The 17,419-nt window shown below is 68.0% G+C and carries 18 protein-coding genes; 14 read left to right on the top strand and 4 right to left on the bottom strand.

Annotated features, from left to right (window positions below; genetic code table 11):
• The first annotated feature begins 35 nt into the window (after positions 1–35).
• The 9 genes from ACORQU_RS05695 (at position 36) to ACORQU_RS05655 (ending at position 8,410) form a co-directional block, all read left to right on the top strand.
• On the top strand, positions 36–995 hold the full coding sequence (locus ACORQU_RS05695; protein ID WP_491643865.1) for a TAXI family TRAP transporter solute-binding subunit: 960 nt from the start codon (positions 36–38) through the stop codon (positions 993–995).
• An 87-nt stretch (positions 996–1,082) separates the two neighbouring features.
• Positions 1,083–3,125 carry a TRAP transporter permease gene (locus ACORQU_RS05690; RefSeq protein ID WP_491643864.1) on the top strand — a complete coding sequence of 681 codons (2,043 nt, stop codon included), beginning with the start codon at positions 1,083–1,085 and terminating at the stop codon, positions 3,123–3,125.
• A complete protein-coding gene (locus ACORQU_RS05685; RefSeq protein ID WP_491643863.1) occupies positions 3,122–3,565 on the top strand; it encodes a DUF1850 domain-containing protein in 444 nt (147 codons plus the stop codon). Before ACORQU_RS05690 ends, ACORQU_RS05685 begins: the two co-directional genes overlap by 4 nt.
• 117 nt (positions 3,566–3,682) lie before the next feature.
• Positions 3,683–4,156 carry a DUF2244 domain-containing protein gene (locus ACORQU_RS05680; RefSeq protein WP_491643862.1) on the top strand — a complete coding sequence of 158 codons (474 nt, stop codon included), beginning with the start codon at positions 3,683–3,685 and terminating at the stop codon, positions 4,154–4,156.
• Positions 4,157–4,195: 39 nt separating this feature from the next.
• Positions 4,196–5,122, top strand: a complete 927-nt coding sequence (gene coxB, locus ACORQU_RS05675; protein WP_491643861.1) for a cytochrome c oxidase subunit II — start codon at positions 4,196–4,198, stop codon at positions 5,120–5,122.
• A gap of 36 nt (positions 5,123–5,158) precedes the next feature.
• Positions 5,159–6,772, top strand: coding sequence for a cytochrome c oxidase subunit I (gene ctaD / locus ACORQU_RS05670; protein WP_491643860.1), 1,614 nt, complete (start codon positions 5,159–5,161; stop codon positions 6,770–6,772).
• Positions 6,772–6,906: a hypothetical protein gene (locus tag ACORQU_RS05665; RefSeq protein ID WP_271648324.1), complete on the top strand. Its 135-nt coding sequence runs from the start codon at positions 6,772–6,774 to the stop codon at positions 6,904–6,906. Before ctaD ends, ACORQU_RS05665 begins: the two co-directional genes overlap by 1 nt.
• Complete coding sequence (locus ACORQU_RS05660) at positions 6,903–7,508, top strand: cytochrome c oxidase assembly protein (RefSeq protein ID WP_271648325.1); 606 nt, start codon at positions 6,903–6,905, stop codon at positions 7,506–7,508. Before ACORQU_RS05665 ends, ACORQU_RS05660 begins: the two co-directional genes overlap by 4 nt.
• Positions 7,509–7,531: 23 nt before the next feature.
• Positions 7,532–8,410: a cytochrome c oxidase subunit 3 gene (locus tag ACORQU_RS05655; protein WP_491643859.1), complete on the top strand. Its 879-nt coding sequence runs from the start codon at positions 7,532–7,534 to the stop codon at positions 8,408–8,410.
• Between the two features lie 50 nt (positions 8,411–8,460).
• Here the strand turns inward: ACORQU_RS05655 and ACORQU_RS05650 are convergent, their stop codons facing one another.
• Positions 8,461–8,679, bottom strand: coding sequence for a twin transmembrane helix small protein (locus tag ACORQU_RS05650; RefSeq protein WP_271648327.1), 219 nt, complete (start codon positions 8,677–8,679; stop codon positions 8,461–8,463).
• 62 nt (positions 8,680–8,741) lie between these two features.
• Between ACORQU_RS05650 and ACORQU_RS05645 the strand changes: the two genes are divergently transcribed.
• From ACORQU_RS05645 to ACORQU_RS05625, 5 genes are all read left to right on the top strand, one after another.
• The gene (locus ACORQU_RS05645) at positions 8,742–9,491 is read left to right on the top strand and encodes an SURF1 family protein (RefSeq protein ID WP_491643858.1); all 750 of its coding nucleotides are present in this window, start codon (positions 8,742–8,744) and stop codon (positions 9,489–9,491) included.
• Positions 9,478–10,047, top strand: a complete 570-nt coding sequence (locus tag ACORQU_RS05640; protein WP_491643857.1) for a redox-active disulfide-containing membrane protein — start codon at positions 9,478–9,480, stop codon at positions 10,045–10,047. The genes ACORQU_RS05645 and ACORQU_RS05640 overlap by 14 nt, the downstream gene beginning before the upstream one ends.
• A 16-nt stretch (positions 10,048–10,063) precedes the next feature.
• Positions 10,064–11,245 carry a COX15/CtaA family protein gene (locus ACORQU_RS05635; RefSeq protein WP_491643856.1) on the top strand — a complete coding sequence of 394 codons (1,182 nt, stop codon included), beginning with the start codon at positions 10,064–10,066 and terminating at the stop codon, positions 11,243–11,245.
• On the top strand, positions 11,242–12,171 hold the full coding sequence (gene cyoE, locus ACORQU_RS05630; RefSeq protein ID WP_271648331.1) for a heme o synthase: 930 nt from the start codon (positions 11,242–11,244) through the stop codon (positions 12,169–12,171). The genes ACORQU_RS05635 and cyoE overlap by 4 nt, the downstream gene beginning before the upstream one ends.
• Positions 12,172–12,274: 103 nt before the next feature.
• Positions 12,275–13,327: a LacI family DNA-binding transcriptional regulator gene (locus ACORQU_RS05625; RefSeq protein ID WP_491643855.1), complete on the top strand. Its 1,053-nt coding sequence runs from the start codon at positions 12,275–12,277 to the stop codon at positions 13,325–13,327.
• 7 nt (positions 13,328–13,334) lie between these two features.
• On the opposite strand, the gene ACORQU_RS05620 is transcribed toward ACORQU_RS05625, so the two are convergent.
• The 3 genes from ACORQU_RS05620 to ACORQU_RS05610 form a co-directional block, all read right to left on the bottom strand.
• A complete protein-coding gene (locus ACORQU_RS05620) occupies positions 13,335–14,354 on the bottom strand; it encodes a bile acid:sodium symporter family protein (protein WP_491643854.1) in 1,020 nt (339 codons plus the stop codon).
• Positions 14,355–14,573: 219 nt separating this feature from the next.
• The gene (dnaG, locus tag ACORQU_RS05615) at positions 14,574–16,310 is read right to left on the bottom strand and encodes a DNA primase (RefSeq protein ID WP_491643853.1); all 1,737 of its coding nucleotides are present in this window, start codon (positions 16,308–16,310) and stop codon (positions 14,574–14,576) included.
• Positions 16,311–16,376: 66 nt separating this feature from the next.
• A complete protein-coding gene (locus ACORQU_RS05610) occupies positions 16,377–17,384 on the bottom strand; it encodes a YihY/virulence factor BrkB family protein (RefSeq protein ID WP_491643852.1) in 1,008 nt (335 codons plus the stop codon).
• Positions 17,385–17,419 lie beyond the last annotated feature (35 nt).

Here is a 17,419-nt window from a genome sequence, read left to right as displayed (position 1 = left end):
CACATGCAGCGGCGCGGGCCCACGAGGAGACCCGCATGAAATCCAGTATCCGCAATACCCTGACCGCCCTGGCCGTGGGCGCCACCCTGTTCGGCGTGGCCGCTTGTTCCAAGCCGCAGCAGAACGTCACCGTCCTGACCGGCGGCACCAGCGGCATCTACTACCCAATCGGCGTAGGCATCACCCAGATCATCGACAAGAACATGCCCGACGTGCGCAGCTCGGTGCAGGCCACCAAGGCCACCGTGGAGAACGTCAACCTGATCGAGGCCGGGCGCGGCGAAGTGGCCATCGGCCTGGCCGACACCGTCGACGATGCCTACAAGGGCAACAAGGAAATCGGCTTCGACAAGCCGCTGACCAAGCTGCGCGCCATTGCCAACGCCTACCCCAACTACGTGCAGATCGTGGCCCGCGCCGATTCGGGCATCAAGACGCTGGCCGACCTGAAGGGTAAGCGCATCTCGGTGGGCGCGCCCAAGTCCGGCACCGAAGTCAACGCACGCACCATCTTCAAGGGCGCGGGCATGAGCTATGACGACATGACCGTGGAGTTCCTGCCCTACGCCGAGTCGGTGGAGCTGATGAAGAACCGCCAGCTCGACGCCACCCTGCAGTCCTCCGGCCTGGGCATGGCCGCCTACCGCGACCTGGCCGCGACCCTGCCGATCGTGTTCGTCCCGGTGCCCGAGGACGTGGTCAAGGCGATCGGCAACACCGCTTACCAGCCGGGCACCATCCCGGCCAACACCTACGACGGCCAGACCGAAGACGTGCCCACGGTGAAGATCCCCAACCTGTTCTTCACCAGCGCCGACGTGCCCGAGGACACCGTCTACCAGATCACCAAGAACGTCTTCGAGCATCTGGACCAGCTGGTCACCGCGCACGCGGCGGCCAAGGTGATCACCCTGGAGAACGCGCCCAAGGGCTTGCCGATCCCGCTGCATCCGGGCGCGGAGAAGTACTACCGCGAGAAGGGCCTGATCAAGTAAGCCCGCCCGTACGACCGGCGCGGCGCGGAGAGGGTCCGCGCTGCGCCGCATCGCCCTGTCCGCTTGACCGATCCAAAGTGAAGTCCCATGTCCAACCAGCCCCTGCTTGCCCGCACCGAACCCACCGACTGGCCGCGCATCCTGTTCTTCATCGCGCTGGCGTTTTCGGTCTTTCAGGTCGCCACGGCGGGCTTTCACCTGGTGTCCTCGCAGGTCCTGCGTGCCATGCACGTGGGCTTCGCCCTGCTGCTGACCTTCCTGATCTTCCCGCTGCGCGGTGACGGCAAGCCCAATCCTGTCCTGGCCTGGGTGCTGGGAGCGCTGGCGATGGCCGGGGCGGCCTACCAATGGATCTTCGAGGGCGACCTGATCCAGCGTTCGGGCACGCTGACCCCGGCGGACATGGTGATCGGCGTGGTGACCATCGTGCTGGTGTTCGAGGCCGCGCGCCGGGTCATGGGCTGGGGCCTGCCGATCATCTGCCTGCTGTTCCTGCTCTATGCGATGTTCGGCGAGTACATCCCCGGCGCGATGGGGCACCGGCCGTTCGGCTTCGACCAGATCGTCAACCAGCTGTCCTTCGGCACCGAAGGGCTCTACGGCACGCCGACCTATGTTTCGGCGACCTACATCTTCCTGTTCGTGCTGTTCGGGGCCTTCCTCGAGCAGTCCGGCATGATCCAGCTGTTCACCGACTTCGCCATGGGCCTGTTTGGCCATCGTCGCGGCGGCCCGGCCAAGGTGGCCGTCGCCTCTTCGGCGTTCATGGGCACCATTTCCGGTTCAGGCGTGGCCAACGTGGTCACCACCGGCCAGTTCACCATCCCGCTGATGAAGCGCTTCGGTTACGGCTCGGCCTTCGCCGGTGGCGTGGAGGCTGCATCCAGCATGGGCAGCCAGCTGATGCCGCCGGTCATGGGCGCGGTGGCCTTCATCATGGCCGAGACCATCAACGTGGCCTATGTGGAGATCGTCAAGGCGGCGATCATCCCGGCCGCGCTGTACTTCGCGGCGATCTACTGGATGGTCCAACTGGAGGCCAACCGCTCGGATCTGCGCGGCTTGCCCAAGGACCAGTGCCCCAATCCGTGGGCTGCCATTCGCCTGCGCTGGTATCTGCTGATCCCGTTGGCGGTCCTGGTCGGCCTGCTGATGACCGGACGCACGCCGATGCTGGCCGGCACCATCGGCCTGGCGTTGACGGTGCTGGTGATCCTGGGCTCGGCCATCGCGCTGAACCTCAAGGGCATGCCGCTGCGGGTGGCCTTCTGGATCGCCCTGGGACTGATCGCCGCGCTGGCGCTCAAGCTGGGCAACGGCCCGATCTTCATCGTCCTGGCGGTGCTGGCCGTGGCCTGTTTCATGCTCAAGACCCATGGCCGCGAGACCCTGCGCCTGAGCGTGCTGGCCCTGGCCAACGGCGCGCGCCAAGCGCTGCCGGTGGCGGTGGCCTGCATCCTGGTCGGGGTGATCATCGGCGTGGTCTCGCTGACCGGCATCGCCAGCACCTTCGCCGGCTTTGTGATCGACGTGGGCCGCAACAGCCTGCTGTTGTCGCTGGTGCTGACCATGGTCACCTGCCTGGTGCTGGGCATGGGCATCCCCAGCATTCCCAACTACATCATCACCAGCTCCATCGCTGCTCCGGCACTGCTGGCCCTGGGCGTGCCGCTGCTGGTCTCGCACATGTTCGTCTTCTACTTCGGCATCCTCGCCGACCTGACCCCGCCAGTGGCGCTGGCCTGCTTCGCCGCCGCGCCGATCGCACGCGAGTCGGGGTTGAAGATCAGCTTCTGGGCGATCCGGATCGTGTTGGCCGGGTTCGTGCTGCCGTTCATGGCGGTCTACACCCCGGCGCTGATGCTGCAGGGTGGCACGGTGATCGGCACGGTGTACGTGATCTTCAAGGCAGTGGTGGCCATCGGCCTGTGGGGGATCGCCGGTATCGGCTACTGGCGCGTTGCCTCGCCCCTGTGGGAGCGCCTGCTCATGGCCGCGGCCGGAGCGCTGCTGGTGACCGCACTGCCGATCACCGATGAGCTGGGCTTTGCTGTGGCGGTGGCGGCGGTGGCCATCCACCTGGTGCGCGCGCGCCGCGCGCATGCGACCGCGGCAGCGCCCGTCGCATGAGCGCGCTGTGCCTGGGGCTGGCGGGGGTGGTGGCCGCCGCCCTGGCCGTGCCCGACAGCGGCTTCACCCTGGCGTGGATGCACAGCGTGGAGAAGATCCGCTGGGAGGAGCACTACCTCGTCCACGAGGACGGACTGGTGCTGGACCGGGCGCGGGTGCAGGGCAGCGGGGCGGGGATGGAGATCCCCGACGATGCCACGTTCGCCGACGGCTTCTGGACCTACCACCCCAAGCTGCCGTCCCTGCAGCCGTTGCGACTGACCCGCAGCGGCTATACGCGCGACTACGAGCTGTGCATCCAGGGCCGATGTGAATCGATGACCGCGCTGCTCGGGCCGCCCGACGCGCGCGGCGACAGCGCGGTCGAACTGTGGAGCTGCCGGGCGAACGGAGCGACCCTGCCGGCCAATACGCCACGGACGCCTTCGACCAAAGACTGAATCGTGCCGGGCGCCTGCGGAATTGTGCACTTGCACAATTTTGGAAAAGTTGCTTAGCGCTCCTGCGCACGGCTACCATTCAAGCGTTTTCCGCAGCACCACGGTGCAGCAGGACACATGATCGAAATCGCGCGACAGGGTCCGGAAGGACGCGGCGCGCAGCTCACGCTGCGACCCCGCCGGGCCCTGACTGCGCGCCAGTTCGTGGTGGTGTTCGCGCTGTGTTCCGGACTGATGTGGGCGGTGGCCGCGATGGGCTGGTGGGCAGGCAACGTATTCGCCCCGGTCTTCGCGCTGGCGCACAGCATTCTGGTCGCGGTGGCGTTGCGGGCGGTGTGGAAATCCGGGGAGCGCGATGAGGTCATCGCGATCGCCCCGGAGGTGGTGGAGGTGCGGCGTGATGCACAGCCGGCCCCCGCGTTCCGGGCCCATCCCTACTGGGTACGGCTGGGCGTGCGGGAGGGCGGCGAGCGGATCACCTTGTCCTCCAGCGGACGGTCGGTGGAGGTGGGAGCGCTTCTGGGGCCGGCCGAGCGACAGGAATTGGCAACACAGTTACGCGCTTTACTGGCGGCCGCGCTGCGGCCGTGACCGATGACACTGGGTGGGGTCTAGGCAATGACGCAACTGATGGCGGGATGCAAGCGCGCTGGCGTGCTGGCAGGACTGACGGCACTGCCGGGGATCGCGATGGCCCAGGCCGCCGATCCCAAGGAATGGCAGCTCAACATGGGCAAGGGCGTGACCCATACCGCCCGAATGGCCTATGAGGCGCACATGGTGGCGCTGTGGGTGTGCGTGGTCATCGGCGTCATCGTGTTTGGCGCGATGGGCTATGCGATGTTCAAGTTCCGCAAGTCCAAGGGCGCGGTGGCCGCGCAGTTCAGCCACAACACCACCGCCGAGCTGATCTGGACCATCGTGCCGGTGATCATCCTGGTGGCGATGGCGTGGCCGGCCACGGCCAAGCTGATCGCCATGTACGACACCCGCGATTCGGAAATGACCGTCAAGGTCACCGGCTACCAGTGGATGTGGAAGTACGAGTACCTGGGCCAGGGGGTGGAGTTCACCAGCCGCCTGGACCGCGCCTCGGACCAGATGCGCCAGTCCGGCAAGGTGCCGACCGCGGCCTCCAACCCGCACTATCTGCTGGACGTGGACCATCCGCTGGTGCTGCCGGTGGACACCAAGATCCGCTTCGTGATCACCGCCGATGACGTCATCCACTCGTGGTGGGTGCCGGCGCTGGGCTGGAAGCAGGACGCCATCCCGGGCCTGATCAACGAGGCCTGGACCAACATCGAGCAGCCTGGCGTGTACCGCGGCCAGTGCGCCGAGCTGTGCGGCAAGGACCATGGCTTCATGCCGATCGTGGTGCAGGCGGTGTCCAAGGCCGAGTTCCAGCGGTGGCTGGCCTCCAAGAAGCCGGCCGGCCCGGTGCCGCCGGCCCCGGCCGAAGGCTCGCCCGCCCCGGATGTCACGCCCGAGCAAGCCGCGCCGTCCGACGCTGGCGCCACGCCCACCGAAGCCACGCCTGCGCCCGCGCAGGCCTGACCTTCCGCCACATCGCTGCTTTCGAGGACACGCCCCATGGCCCATTCCGCCGCAGAGCACCACGACGACCACCACGGCTACAGGCAGGGGTTCGTCGAGCGCTGGTTCTTCTCCACGAACCACAAGGACATCGGCACGCTCTACCTGCTTTTCAGCTTCGTCATGTTCATCATCGGCGCGGCGATGAGCGTGGTGATCCGCGCCGAGTTGATGGAACCGGGGCTGCAGTTCGTCAAGCCCGAGTTCTTCAACCAGATGACCACCGTGCATGCGCTGGTGATGATCTTCGGCGGGGTGATGCCGGCCTTCGTGGGCCTGGGCAACTGGATGATCCCGCTGCAGATCGGCGCGCCGGACATGGCCTTGCCGCGCATGAACAACTGGTCGTTCTGGCTGCTGCCGGTGGCCTTCTCGATGCTGCTGCTGACCCTGTTCCTGCCCGGCGGCGCGGTCGCCGGTGGCTGGACGCTGTATCCGCCGCTGTCGCTGCAGGGCGGGGCCAACGTGGCCTTCTCCGTGTTCGCCATCCACGTGGCCGGCATCAGCTCGATCATGGGCGCGATCAACATCATCGCCACCATCCTCAACATGCGTGCGCCCGGCCTGGACCTGCTGAAGATGCCGATCTTCACCTGGACCTGGCTGATCACCGCCTTCCTGCTGATCGCGGTGATGCCGGTGCTGGCCGGGGCGGTGACCATGCTGCTGACCGACCGCTTCTTCGGCACCAGCTTCTTCAACGCGGCCGGTGGCGGCGACCCGGTGATGTACCAGCACATCTTCTGGTTCTTCGGCCATCCCGAGGTCTACATCATGATCCTGCCCGCCTTCGGCGTGGCCAGCGAGATCATCCCGACCTTCAGCCGCAAGCCGCTGTTCGGCTACCAGGCGATGGTCTACGCGACCGCCTCGATCGCCTTTTTGAGCTTCATCGTGTGGGCCCACCACATGTTCGCCGTGGGCATGCCGCTGGGCGGCGAGATCTACTTCATGTTCGCCACGATGCTCATCGCCATCCCCACCGGGGTGAAGGTGTTCAACTGGGTCTCGACCATGTGGAAGGGCTCGCTGAGCTTCGAGACGCCGATGCTGTGGGCGGTGGCCTTCGTCATCCTGTTCACCATCGGCGGGTTCTCCGGGCTGATGCTGGCCATCGTGCCGGCCGACTTCCAGTACCACGACACCTATTTCGTGGTGGCGCACTTCCACTACGTGCTGGTGACCGGCGCGGTGTTCTCGATCATCGCGGCCACCTATTACTGGTGGCCCAAGTGGACTGGGCGCATGTACAGCCAGTTCTGGAGCAAGTTCCATTTCTGGTGGACGGTGGTGTTCGTCAACGTGCTGTTCTTCCCGCAGCACTTCCTGGGCCTGGCCGGCATGCCGCGCCGCATCCCGGACTACAACGTGGTGTTTGCCGACTGGAACTTCGTCAGCTCCATCGGCGCGTTCGGCATGTTCGTGACCCCGTTCATGATGGCCGCCATCCTGGGCTGGTCGCTGCGCAAGGGTGAGCGGGCCGAGGCGCGCTCCTGGGAAGCGGCCAAGGGCCTGGAATGGACCGTGCCCTCGCCGGCACCGGCGCATACCTTCACCACCCCGCCGGTGCTCAAGCCGGGTGATCTGGCCCACGAGGACATCGGCCACTGATGACCGCGCCGCGCGCCCCCGTGGATGAGCAGCAGCGCCGCCGACGCGCCGCGCGCACGACCGCGCTGGTGGTCGGGGCGATCGCCGTGGCGATCTATGCGGCCTTCATCCTGTCCGGGGTGCTGCGGGCATGAGTGAGCACGCCACGCCCGGCGCCGACGCCAAAAGCCAGGGCCGCACCGCCGGCCTGCCACGCTTGATCGGCGTGGCCGTGGCGGTGTTCGTGCTGACCTTTTCGCTGGTGCCGCTGTATCGGCTGGCCTGCGAGAAGGTCTTCGGCGTGCGCATGGAAAAAGGCCCCACCCAGGCCGTGGGTGTTGGCCCGGCGACGCAGTCGCGCACGGTGACCGTGGAGTTCGACGGTGCGGTCAACTCCAAGCTGCCGTGGTCCTTCCATCCCGAGCAGACCCGCATGCAGGTCGTCCCCGGCGAGCTCTACGACGCGCAGTTCTTTGCCCGCAACGACGGCAAGCGCGCGATCGTGGGCAATGCGGTGCCGTCGGTGGCACCGGCGCGGGCCTCGCAGTACTTCATCAAGACCGAGTGCTTCTGCTTCACCTCGCAGGAGCTCGACGCCGGCGAGAGCCGCGACATGCCGCTGCGCTTCATGGTCGATCCGGACCTGCCGGCGGACGTCTCGACGATCACTCTGTCCTATACCTTCTTCAAGAACGATGTCCTGACCTCGCGCCTGGGCGCGGGGGCAGGCACTCCGGCGGCGCGTTCGGCGCCGTAGCCACTGACCGAAAGGAACGCGTGATGGCGCAGACCCATTCCCACGATGCCGACGTCTATTTCGTCCCGCACCAGAGCAAGTGGCCCTTCGTTGGCTCCATTGCGATGTTCGTGCTGATGATCGGCGTGGCCAGCTGGCTCAACGACGCGGCCTGGGGGCGGTGGATGTTCTTCGCCGGCATCGCGATGCTGGCCGCGACGTTGTTCATGTGGTTCGGCGACGTGATCCGCGAGTCGGTCGCCGGCCACTACAACAAGCAGGTCGATGTCTCTTTCCGCATGGGGATGGTGTGGTTCATCTTCTCGGAGGTGATGTTCTTCGCCGCGTTCTTCGGCGCGCTGTTCTACACCCGCACTTACTCGCTGCCGTGGCTGAGCGGGCAGGGCGACGGGGTGATGACCAACGCGCTGCTGTGGGAAGGCTATTCGGCCGGCTGGCCGACCAACGGCCCGGGTGAGATCGGCGGGCACTTCCAGACCATCCCGGCCTGGGGCCTGCCGCTGATCAACACCCTGATCCTGCTCAGCTCCGGTGTGACCCTGACCATTTCCCACCATGCGCTCAAGGCCGCGCACCGCGGCGCGGTGCTGGTGTGGCTGGGCATCACGGTGCTGCTGGGCAGCACCTTCCTGTACTTCCAGGCCACCGAGTACCTGCATGCCTATCACGAGCTCAATCTGACCCTGGGCTCGGGTATCTATGGCTCGACCTTCTTCATGCTCACCGGCTTCCATGGTGCGCACGTGTTCCTGGGCACCCTGATGCTGGCCATCATGTGGCTGCGCGTGCTCAAGGGGCACTTCACCAAGGACAACCACTTCGCCTTCGAAGCGGCCGCGTGGTACTGGCACTTCGTGGATGTGGTGTGGCTGGCGCTGTTCCTGTTCGTCTACGTGCTGTAAGCGGCCAGCGGCGCGCGCAGGCCCGCGTGGCTTTGGGCCTCGATCGGGCCTCAGCGCCCGATCCCGTGTGGCTGGATCACGCCACTCCAGATGCCGGCGATCACCAACAGGATCAGGGCGACCGACAGGCCGATGCGCCAGCTCAACGCACGCACGGTACGTGTGGTCTGGCCGCGGTCGATCAGCAGGTAATACAGGCCGGCGCCGAGGTTCCACACGATCATGATCAGGAACGCGACGATCAGCAGGGTCTTGAGCGAGTCGTTCATCCAGGCCTCGGTGCGGCACCGCGCCGCATGAGCGCATTATCCGCCCCCGCGCCGCGAACGGCATGAGGCGTCGCCTGCCCACACCGGTTGGTTGGCTGCTGGCCGTGGTGGTGGCCGCCGGCTTCTGCGCGCTGGGAAGCTGGCAACTGGGGCGTGCGCAGGCCAAGCGGGCGTTGCTTGATCAAGTGGCGCAGGTGCTGCGCGCGCGCCAGCCGCGACCGCTCTCCGCCGCGGCGCAGCACGATCGCGCGCAGCAGGTCGACTGGGCGGCCGGCCGCGGCCACTTCGCCCCTGGCCCGGCGGTGTTGCTGGACAACCAGTCCCATGACGGCCAGCCGGGGGTGCGGGCCTATCGTCCCTTCGTGCCGGACGACGGGGGTCCCGCGCTGCTGGTGGACCTGGGCTGGCAGCCGCTGGATGCCGCCAGGACGATGCCGGTCGTGCCGCCCTTGACGGGATCGCGTCAGATCGCGGGCCTGCTGGCGCCGCCGCCCGCGCCCGGGCTGATCCGGGGCATGCCGGCCGTGCAGGGGGATGGCGACCTGCTGGCCGTCGCGCTGGAGCCTGCCGTCCTGGCTGCACCGCTGGGCCGCAAACGCCTTGCCCCAAGGGTTTTGCGGCTGGATCCGGCGCTGCCCATCGGCTTTGCGCGGGACTTGGACGTGTTGCCCAATACCCTCCCGCCTGCACGCCATCTGGGCTACGCCGTGCAATGGTTCGGCCTGGCCCTGGCGGTGCTGGTCACCGCCGTGGTGCTCACCTGGCGGCGCCGGGGCGCCACCCGTGAGAAAATGGGGCATGACCCTGCCTGATGCCCCGCCTGGCCGCCGCCGCGGCCGGTTGATCCTGATCGCGCTGTTCGTGCTGTTCTTCGGCAGCGTAGCCGGGGCCGGCGTGCTGCGTTTTGCCGGCTGGCGCCCGGCCGGCCTGAAGAACCATGGCGAACTGCTGCAGCCGCCGCGCGACGTGCGCCAGGTGCATCCGGCGCTGGCGGGCGGCGGCACCTATGCCTGGCAGCAGCCGCAGCGCACCTGGCGCATCGTGCTGGCCCCGCCGGGCGACTGCGTGGCGTCCTGCGTGGTCCTGTCCGAGCAACTGGACACGGTGTGGCAGCTGTTCGGCCACAACGCCGACCAGGTGCACATCCTGTGGCTGGGCACGCCGCCGCCTGGCGCCGCGCACCCGGCCGCGCTGCGCGTGCTGGTACGCGACCCGGCGCTGCTGGCCGCCCTGCCCGGCGTGGACGATCCGGCCGGCGTGCCGGTCTACGTCATCGATCCCAACGGCTTTGTGATCATGCGCTTCGCCCCGGGCTTCGACCCGGCCGACCTGCGCAGCGACGTCGCCAAGCTGCTGAAACTCCTTTAGAGCGAACCCCACCGTAATGCCTGCCTCCCTACGCCTGCCGTTCCGGCACTTCCACCGCATCGCCTGGCTGGCGGCCTTCATGACCGCCAGCACGATCGTTTTCGGCGGCTTCGTGCGCCTGTCCGATGCCGGCCTGAGCTGCCCGGACTGGCCGACCTGCTATGGCCGCGCCGCATGGCCCGAAGCGCCGTCGGAGATCATCGACCACGCGCAGCTGAAGATCCGTCCGCTGGAGACCCACAAGGCCTGGCGCGAGCAGGTTCACCGCTTCCTGGCCGGCATGCTCAGCATCGAGATCTTCAGCCTGGCCCTGATGGCGGTGCGCCGGCGGCGGCTGGGGGTGAGCCAGGTGATCGCCTCGGCGGTGCTGGTGGCCGCCGCCATTCCGCTGTACATGCAGGGCCAACACGTCGCCGCCAGCGTGGTGGCGGCGCTGGGCGAAGGCATCCTGCTGCTGGCGGCCTGGCGCTGGAGCCAGGCGTCGGCGCCCGGCGGAGGCGGCGACCTGGCGCGGGTGGCGGTGCTGACCCTGGCGATGATCGTCTTCCAGGCGCTGCTGGGCATGTGGACGGTGACCTGGTTGCTCAAGCCGATCGTGGTCATGGGCCATCTGCTCGGCGGCCTGGCCACCTTCTCCCTGCTGGTGTGGATGGCCTGGCGCGCGACCGATCTGCCGATTCACCTGGGCCAGGCGCGCGCGCTCAAGCGCGTGCTGGGCGTGGGCCTGGGCCTGCTGGTGCTGCAGATCGCGCTGGGCGGTTGGGTTAGCGCCAACTACGCCGCGCTGGCCTGCGGAGGCGGCAGCTGGCGCGTGGAGAATTTTCCGCAGTGCGTGGGGCAGTGGTGGCCGCCGCACGACTTCCATGAAGGCTTCACCCTGTGGCGCGGCATCGGCGTGGACTACGAAGGTGGCGTGCTCGACGGCGCCGCTCGCATCGCCATCCAGATGACCCATCGGCTGATGGCCATCGTGGTGTTCTGCTGGCTGGCGTTCTGCAGCCTGCGCCTGTGGAAGGTGCCGGGCATGCGCGGTTGGGCCGCCGGCCTGCTGCTGGCGCTTTTCGCGCAGGTGTGCCTGGGCATCCTCAACGTCAAGCTGGCGCTGCCGCTGGCCGTGGCGGTGCTGCACAACGCCGGGGCGGTCGTGCTGCTGTTCGTGATGGTCTCGCTGCTGGCGCGGCTGAAGGTGCCGGAATGAGCGCCACACGCACCACGCTCCGCGACTACTGGGACCTGACCAAGCCGCGCGTGGTCGCGTTGATCGTGTTCACCGCGTTCGTGGGGATGATCCTGGCCATTCCAGGCCTGCCGACCTGGCGCAACGTGCGCGACGGGCTGCTGGGCTTCCTGGGCATCTGGCTGGCGGCGTCGGCCGCCGCGGCGATCAACCAGCTGCTGGATGCGCGGATCGATGCGCAGATGGCACGCACCTCGTGGCGTCCGCTGGTGGTGGGCAAGGTCCAGCCCTGGCAGGTGCTGGCCTTCGCCACGGTGCTGACCGTGATCTCGATGCTGATCCTGGTGCTGTGGGTCAACGTCATCACCGCGGTGCTGACCTTCTTCTCGCTAATCGGCTATGCGGTGATCTATACCGTCTACCTCAAGCGCGCCACGCCGCAGAACATCGTCATCGGCGGGCTGGCCGGTGCCATGCCGCCGCTGCTGGGCTGGGCCGCGGTGACCGGCATGCAGGGGCCATGGGACTGGGGTCACAGCCTGCTGCTGGTGCTGATCATCTTCGTATGGACCCCGCCGCACTTCTGGGCGCTGGCGATCTTCCGCCGCGAGGACTACGCCAAGGCGCTGATCCCGATGCTGCCGGTCACCCACGGAGTGGTCTACACGCGCTGGCAGATCCTGTTCTATACCGTGCTGCTGGTGGAAGCCACGCTGCTGCCGGTGCTGTTCGGCCTCAGTGGGCTGTTCTACCTGGCCGGTGCGCTGGTGCTGGGCGTGGGGTTCCTGTGGTACGCCTGGAGGATGCTGGACCCGCCGGACGAGTTCTTCGCCATGCGCACCTTCCGCTATTCGATTGTGTACCTGATGGCGCTGTTCGCCTTCCTGCTGGTGGATCACTGGCTCTCGCCTTGGCTGCCCGGACTGGCCGGGCGCAGCCTGGGATGAGCATGGCGACATTGCACCTGGGCCCTTGGCGGGCGAGGATGAACAGGTCGGTCCGTTCGTGTGCGGGCCGGTCGATTCCCGTTCCGCTATGTCACCTGTTCCCATGAGCGCCGAAGGCCGACGCCGCACCAAACGCGCGCCCCGTTTCACCGAGATCGCCATCGAGGCCGGGGTCAGCCCCAGCACCGTGGATCGCGTGCTCAACGAGCGCGGCAGCGTGTCCGATGCCCTGCGCCGCAAGGTGGTCGATGCCGCCAAACGGCTGGGCACCAATCGCATGCTGCCCAGCGTGCGCCATGGCGTGCTGCATTTCGACGTGATCCTGGTGCATAGCGACGTGCCGCACTTCCAGCGGATCAACCGCGCGCTGGAGCGCTACGCGAGCCTGATCGGGCCGCGGGTGACCGTACATCGCAGTGCCTGGGGCGAGCGCGACGACGAGCGCCTGGCCGCGTTCCTGGAGCATCCGCCGTACCCACGCCATGGTCTGTTGATCGTGGCACGCGACAGCGACCGCATCCGCCGCGCCCTGCAGGTGGTCAATGCCGCCGGCACGCCGGTGGTCACCCTCTCCACCGACATCACCGGCGTGCGCCGGCTGGCCTATACGGGCATCGACAACACCCTGGCCGGGCGCACGGCGGGCTATCTGATCGGGCGCTTCACCCGCCAGGCCGGCAAGGTCTGGATCCCGGTGACCTCGCTGGACTTCCGCGCGCACACCGAGCGGGTGGAGGGCTTCAACCAGATCCTGGCTGAGCAGTTCCCGCACCTGGACCCGCTGCCGCCGGTGGAGATGTTCGATGACGTCGAGCGCGCCTACGCCCAGCTGCACGACGCCTTGCGCCAGCACCACGACATCGTCGCGGTCTACAACATCGGCTCGGCCTCGGCTGGAATCAGGCGTGCGCTGCGCCGCCATCCGCTGGCGGTCGCGCCGGTCTGGGTGGGCCACGAGGCCACGCGCGAACACGCCGAGCTGCTCAACGCCGGCGACATGGCCGCCACCCTGGACCAGGATCCGGAAAGCCAGGTCCTGGCCGGCCTGCAGCACCTGATGCACGCCAACGAGGAACTCGAGCAGGCGCCGGAAGGCCTGACCCGTTTCCGCGTGGTCACCCCGGCCAACCTGGATCAGTACACGCTGGTGATCTGAGCCGGCCTCACTCGGTCGCCGCGACCGCGCGGCCGCCGGCGCGCGCGTAGCGCTGGGCCACCACCGCGCAGGTGATCAGCTGCACCTGGTGGAAGATCATCACCGGCAGCACGATGGCGCCCAGCGCGCCGCCGGCGAACATCACCTTGGCCATCGGCACACCGGTGGCCAGGCTCTTCTTGGAACCGCAGAACACGATGGCGATCTCGTCAGCGCGGCCAAAGCCCAGCCGGCGGGCCAGCAGCGTGATCAGGCCCATCACCATGCCCAGCAGCACCGCGGCGAACACCATCACGCCCAGCAGCGCCAGCACCGGCGTCTTGTGCCACAGGCCCTCGACCACCGCGGCGCTGAAGGCGGTGTAGACCACCAGCAGGATCGTACCTTGGTCGGTGTACTTCAGGACCGGTCGGTGGCGATCGACCCAGCCACCGATCAACGGCCGCAGCAGGTGACCGGCCAGGAACGGCACCAGCAGCTGCAGCAGGATCTTGCCCATGGCCGCCACCGGGTCGGCCATCTGGCCCTGGGTGCCGGCCATGAGGGCCATGATCATCGGGGTCAGGAACACGCCCAGCAGGCTGGACGCCGAGGCCGAGACCACCGCGGCCGGGACGTTGCCGCCGGCCATGGAGGTGAAGGCGATCGAGGACTGCACGGTGGAGGGCAGGGCGCACAGGAACAGCAGCCCCAGGGCCAGGCCGGGCGTGAGCAGGCGTTCGGCGACCGGGTGCACGGCCAGCCCCAGCAGCGGGAACAGCACGAAGGTGCAACACAGGATGGTCAGGTGCAGGCGCCAGTGCGTGGCCCCGGCCAGGATCGACTGGCGCGAGAGCCGCGCGCCATGCAGGAAGAACAGCGCGGCGATGGCGATGTCGGTGACCACGTCCATCCACTCGGCGGCCGTACCGCGCACCGGCAGCAGCGAGGCCAACAGGACCGTGCCCAGCAGCGTCAGGGTGAAGGGATCGATGCGCAGGCGCTTGAGCAGGTTCACGGTCAGGCAGTAGGACGTGGGGGCTGCCATTCTAGCCTCGGCGCTCGTCAGGCCTTGCCGCGTGGGCCGTGGGAGCCGCCATGGCGGCGATGGGGTTTCCCCAGGAAAGCCATTCGCCGCCATGGCGGCTCCCACGGGATGTTTCCAGCGGCGACCCAGCACCGCTTGGTGGGAGCTGCTGCTGCAGCGATGGCTTACCGGGAAAGCCGCACACTCATAAGAAGACAGTTGCTCCCACGAGGCGGGTGCTCAATGTCCGCCGGCGCGCACCTTGAGCAGCTCGCGCAGTTCGTACTTGTCGGCTTCGTCCAGGCCCTGTGCACGCTGCTTGGCCAGCAACTCGTCCAGGCGCTGCTGCAGGGTCTGCTTCTCCAGCTGCAGCACCGCGTCGTGCAGCTCCTGGCGCCAGGCGGCTTCCTCACCCGGGAGGTCCTGCACGACCAGTTTCTGCAGGGCGGGCAGTTCCTCGCGCTCGGCGAAGTGCTCCAGCAGCGCGCCCGGACTGATCTCCGGGCGGGCCTGGATGATGTCCAGCAGTTCGGTCAGCAAGGCTACCCCGGGCTGACGCAGCCCGGCGAAGGTATAGGGCATCGGCACTTCCAGGGCCAGCGAGGGGGCATGCAGCAGACGCACGATGGCGCTGCGCACCAGGCTGGGGCGCTGCTGCGGGCCGCGCGCGGGCTGCGCGCGCGCAGGTGGCCGGGACGGCACCTGGGCCTGCGGTGCATTGGCGCCCACGCCGGTGACCTGGGTCAGCTGCGCGCGCATCAGGTCGCCGAAGGCGCCATCGGGGATCTGCGCCAGTAGGGGTTTGGCCTTCTCGGCCAGGCGCGCCTTGCCGTCCAGCGTGGCCAGGTTGATGTCCCGGGACAGCTCGTCGAAGAAGAACTGCGACAGCGGCGTGGCCTGCCCCAGGCGCGTGGCGAAGCCCTCGGCGCTCTCCTTGCGCACGATGGTGTCCGGGTCCTCGCCCTGCGGCAGGAACAGGAAGAACGCCTGGCGCCCGTCCTTCATGCGCGGCAGCACCGACTCCAGTGCGCGCCAGCCCGCGCGCTGGCCGGCGGCGTCGCCGTCGAAGCAGAAATACACGTCGGCCGCGTTGCGGAACAGCAGTTCGGCGTGGTCGGACGTGGTCGCCGTGCCCAGCGTGGCCACCGCATAGGGCACGCCGAACTGGAACAGGCTCACCACGTCCATGTAGCCCTCGACCACCACCAGCTTGTCGATCTTCTGGTTGGCCTGGCGCACCTGCCACAGCCCGTACAGCTCGCGACCCTTGTGGAACAGCGTGGTCTCGGGACTGTTGAGGTATTTGGGCCCGTCGTCCTTGTCCAGCACGCGGCCGCCGAAGGCGATCGTGCGCCCGCGGCGGTCGGCGATGGGGAACATCACCCGGTCGCGGAACTTGTCATAGACGTGGCCGCGATCGTTCTTGGAGAACATGCCGCCGCGTTCGAGCAGCTGCATGCGCCGCGCATCCGTCCCCAGCGCGTCCTTCAGCGCCGAATAGCCATCGGGTGCATAGCCGATGCCGAACAGCGTGCGCGTGGCCTCGTCCACGCCGCGCCCGTCCAGATAGGCGCGGGCCTTGTCGCTGCCGGCGAGCTGGCGCTGGAAGAATTTGGCGCTGGCGTCCATGGCCGCGTACAGGTCGCGGCTATCGTCGGTGACGGCATTGCGCGCGGTCGCCTCGCGCGGGATCTCCATGCCGGCGCGCTTGGCCAGTTCGTCGACCGCGTCGAGGAATTCGAGGCGGTCGTAGTTCATCAGGAAGCTGATCGCCGTGCCGTGCGCGCCGCAGCCGAAGCAGTGATAGAACTGCTTGGTCGGCGAGACGGTGAACGAGGCCGAGCGCTCGTCGTGGAACGGGCAGCGCGCGGCGTACTCGCGGCCCTGCTTCTTCAGCGGCACGCGCGTGCCGACCACCTCGACGATATCCGTCCGGGCCAGCAGGTCGTCGATGAAGGCGTCGGGGATGCGCGGCATGGACCGCAGATTATCCCCGATCCGGCGCCCCGCACGGGGTGGCGCTGTGGGGCCGCCTGGCCGCGATCACGGCGGCGGGTTCGTTGCCTGCCCGGGCACGTCGGTCTGCGGCAGCGGGCGTGAGTCCGGATCGGCGCCCGGCGCGGCGTCGCTGACGGTCTCGTGCGCGCGCTCGGCCAGCCTGCGCGCATTGCGCGCGTCGATGCGCTCGTCGATCACCGCGGTGATCAGCGCGCCGATGAAGAACACCACGGTGGCGTAGTAGAGCCACACCAGCATGATCACCATCGCCCCCATGGTGCCGTAGGCGCTGCCCGGCTCGGTCTGGGCCAGGTACACGCCGATCCCGTAACGGCCCAGGACGAACAGCCCGGCGGTGATGATCCCGCCAAGCAGCGCCTGGCGCCATTCGACCCGGCGGTCGGGCAGGTAGTGGTAGAGGAAGGCGAATGCCGCCGCGTACAGGGCGAAGGTCATGGCGTTGCCCAGGACCGGCAGCAGCGAGGGCACGTTATTGAGCACCACCTGCAGCGCGGTGGCGGCCATCATCGACACGATCAGCAGGAAGCCCAGGCCCAGCACCACGCCGAAGGAAAACACGCGCTTCTTCAGGAATTCCTTGATGCCGCCATGCAGGTCGTTGCGGTCGGTGTAGAAGATCACGTTGAGCGCGGCCTGCAGACGCGCGAACACCGCCGTGGCGCCGACGAACAGCAGCAGCGTGCTCCACAGTCCGGCCAGCGAGCCGACGCTGGGCTCGCGATTGGCGTTGTCCAGCACCGTGCGCGCGACCGCGCCCGCCTGTGGCCCGGCCAGCCCGCCGATCTGCCGGAGCAGTTCATCCTGCGCCGGCGGATATAGCGAGGCGGTCATCCACAGCAGCAGGACCAGCAGCGGCGCCAGCGACAGCAACGCGTAGAAGGTCAGCGCCGCGGCCTGGGTCATCAGGTCGCTCTCGGCAAAGCGTCGCGCCAAGGCCACCGGCAGACTGTCCTGCAAGCGCTGGATCTGGTGCTGGAATTTGTCGGTTGGCAGGCGCACGGCGTTCCCGGTGGGGAGGATCCGTCCGAGCATGCCAAACCTGTCCGTCGCCATCGGGTGAGCGATGG

Source organism: Pseudoxanthomonas sp. JC1303, assembly GCF_058448525.1.
Note: the sequence above shows the minus strand (reverse complement) of the source record. Positions and strands in the feature narration are given on the sequence as shown.

Coding starts and splice junctions, on each gene's coding strand:
- ACORQU_RS05640 (WP_491643857.1), top strand. CDS start 9,478: ATGACCCTGCCTGATGCCCCGCCTGGCCGCCGCCGCGGCCGGTTGATC.
- cyoE (WP_271648331.1), top strand. CDS start 11,242: ATGAGCGCCACACGCACCACGCTCCGCGACTACTGGGACCTGACCAAG.
- ACORQU_RS05680 (WP_491643862.1), top strand. CDS start 3,683: ATGATCGAAATCGCGCGACAGGGTCCGGAAGGACGCGGCGCGCAGCTC.
- dnaG (WP_491643853.1), bottom strand. CDS start 16,310: ATGCCGCGCATCCCCGACGCCTTCATCGACGACCTGCTGGCCCGGACG.
- ACORQU_RS05625 (WP_491643855.1), top strand. CDS start 12,275: ATGAGCGCCGAAGGCCGACGCCGCACCAAACGCGCGCCCCGTTTCACC.
- ACORQU_RS05620 (WP_491643854.1), bottom strand. CDS start 14,354: ATGGCAGCCCCCACGTCCTACTGCCTGACCGTGAACCTGCTCAAGCGC.
- ACORQU_RS05665 (WP_271648324.1), top strand. CDS start 6,772: ATGACCGCGCCGCGCGCCCCCGTGGATGAGCAGCAGCGCCGCCGACGC.
- coxB (WP_491643861.1), top strand. CDS start 4,196: ATGGCGGGATGCAAGCGCGCTGGCGTGCTGGCAGGACTGACGGCACTG.
- ACORQU_RS05690 (WP_491643864.1), top strand. CDS start 1,083: ATGTCCAACCAGCCCCTGCTTGCCCGCACCGAACCCACCGACTGGCCG.
- ACORQU_RS05635 (WP_491643856.1), top strand. CDS start 10,064: ATGCCTGCCTCCCTACGCCTGCCGTTCCGGCACTTCCACCGCATCGCC.
- ACORQU_RS05660 (WP_271648325.1), top strand. CDS start 6,903: ATGAGTGAGCACGCCACGCCCGGCGCCGACGCCAAAAGCCAGGGCCGC.
- ctaD (WP_491643860.1), top strand. CDS start 5,159: ATGGCCCATTCCGCCGCAGAGCACCACGACGACCACCACGGCTACAGG.
- ACORQU_RS05685 (WP_491643863.1), top strand. CDS start 3,122: ATGAGCGCGCTGTGCCTGGGGCTGGCGGGGGTGGTGGCCGCCGCCCTG.
- ACORQU_RS05650 (WP_271648327.1), bottom strand. CDS start 8,679: ATGAACGACTCGCTCAAGACCCTGCTGATCGTCGCGTTCCTGATCATG.
- ACORQU_RS05655 (WP_491643859.1), top strand. CDS start 7,532: ATGGCGCAGACCCATTCCCACGATGCCGACGTCTATTTCGTCCCGCAC.
- ACORQU_RS05695 (WP_491643865.1), top strand. CDS start 36: ATGAAATCCAGTATCCGCAATACCCTGACCGCCCTGGCCGTGGGCGCC.
- ACORQU_RS05645 (WP_491643858.1), top strand. CDS start 8,742: ATGAGGCGTCGCCTGCCCACACCGGTTGGTTGGCTGCTGGCCGTGGTG.
- ACORQU_RS05610 (WP_491643852.1), bottom strand. CDS start 17,384: ATGCTCGGACGGATCCTCCCCACCGGGAACGCCGTGCGCCTGCCAACC.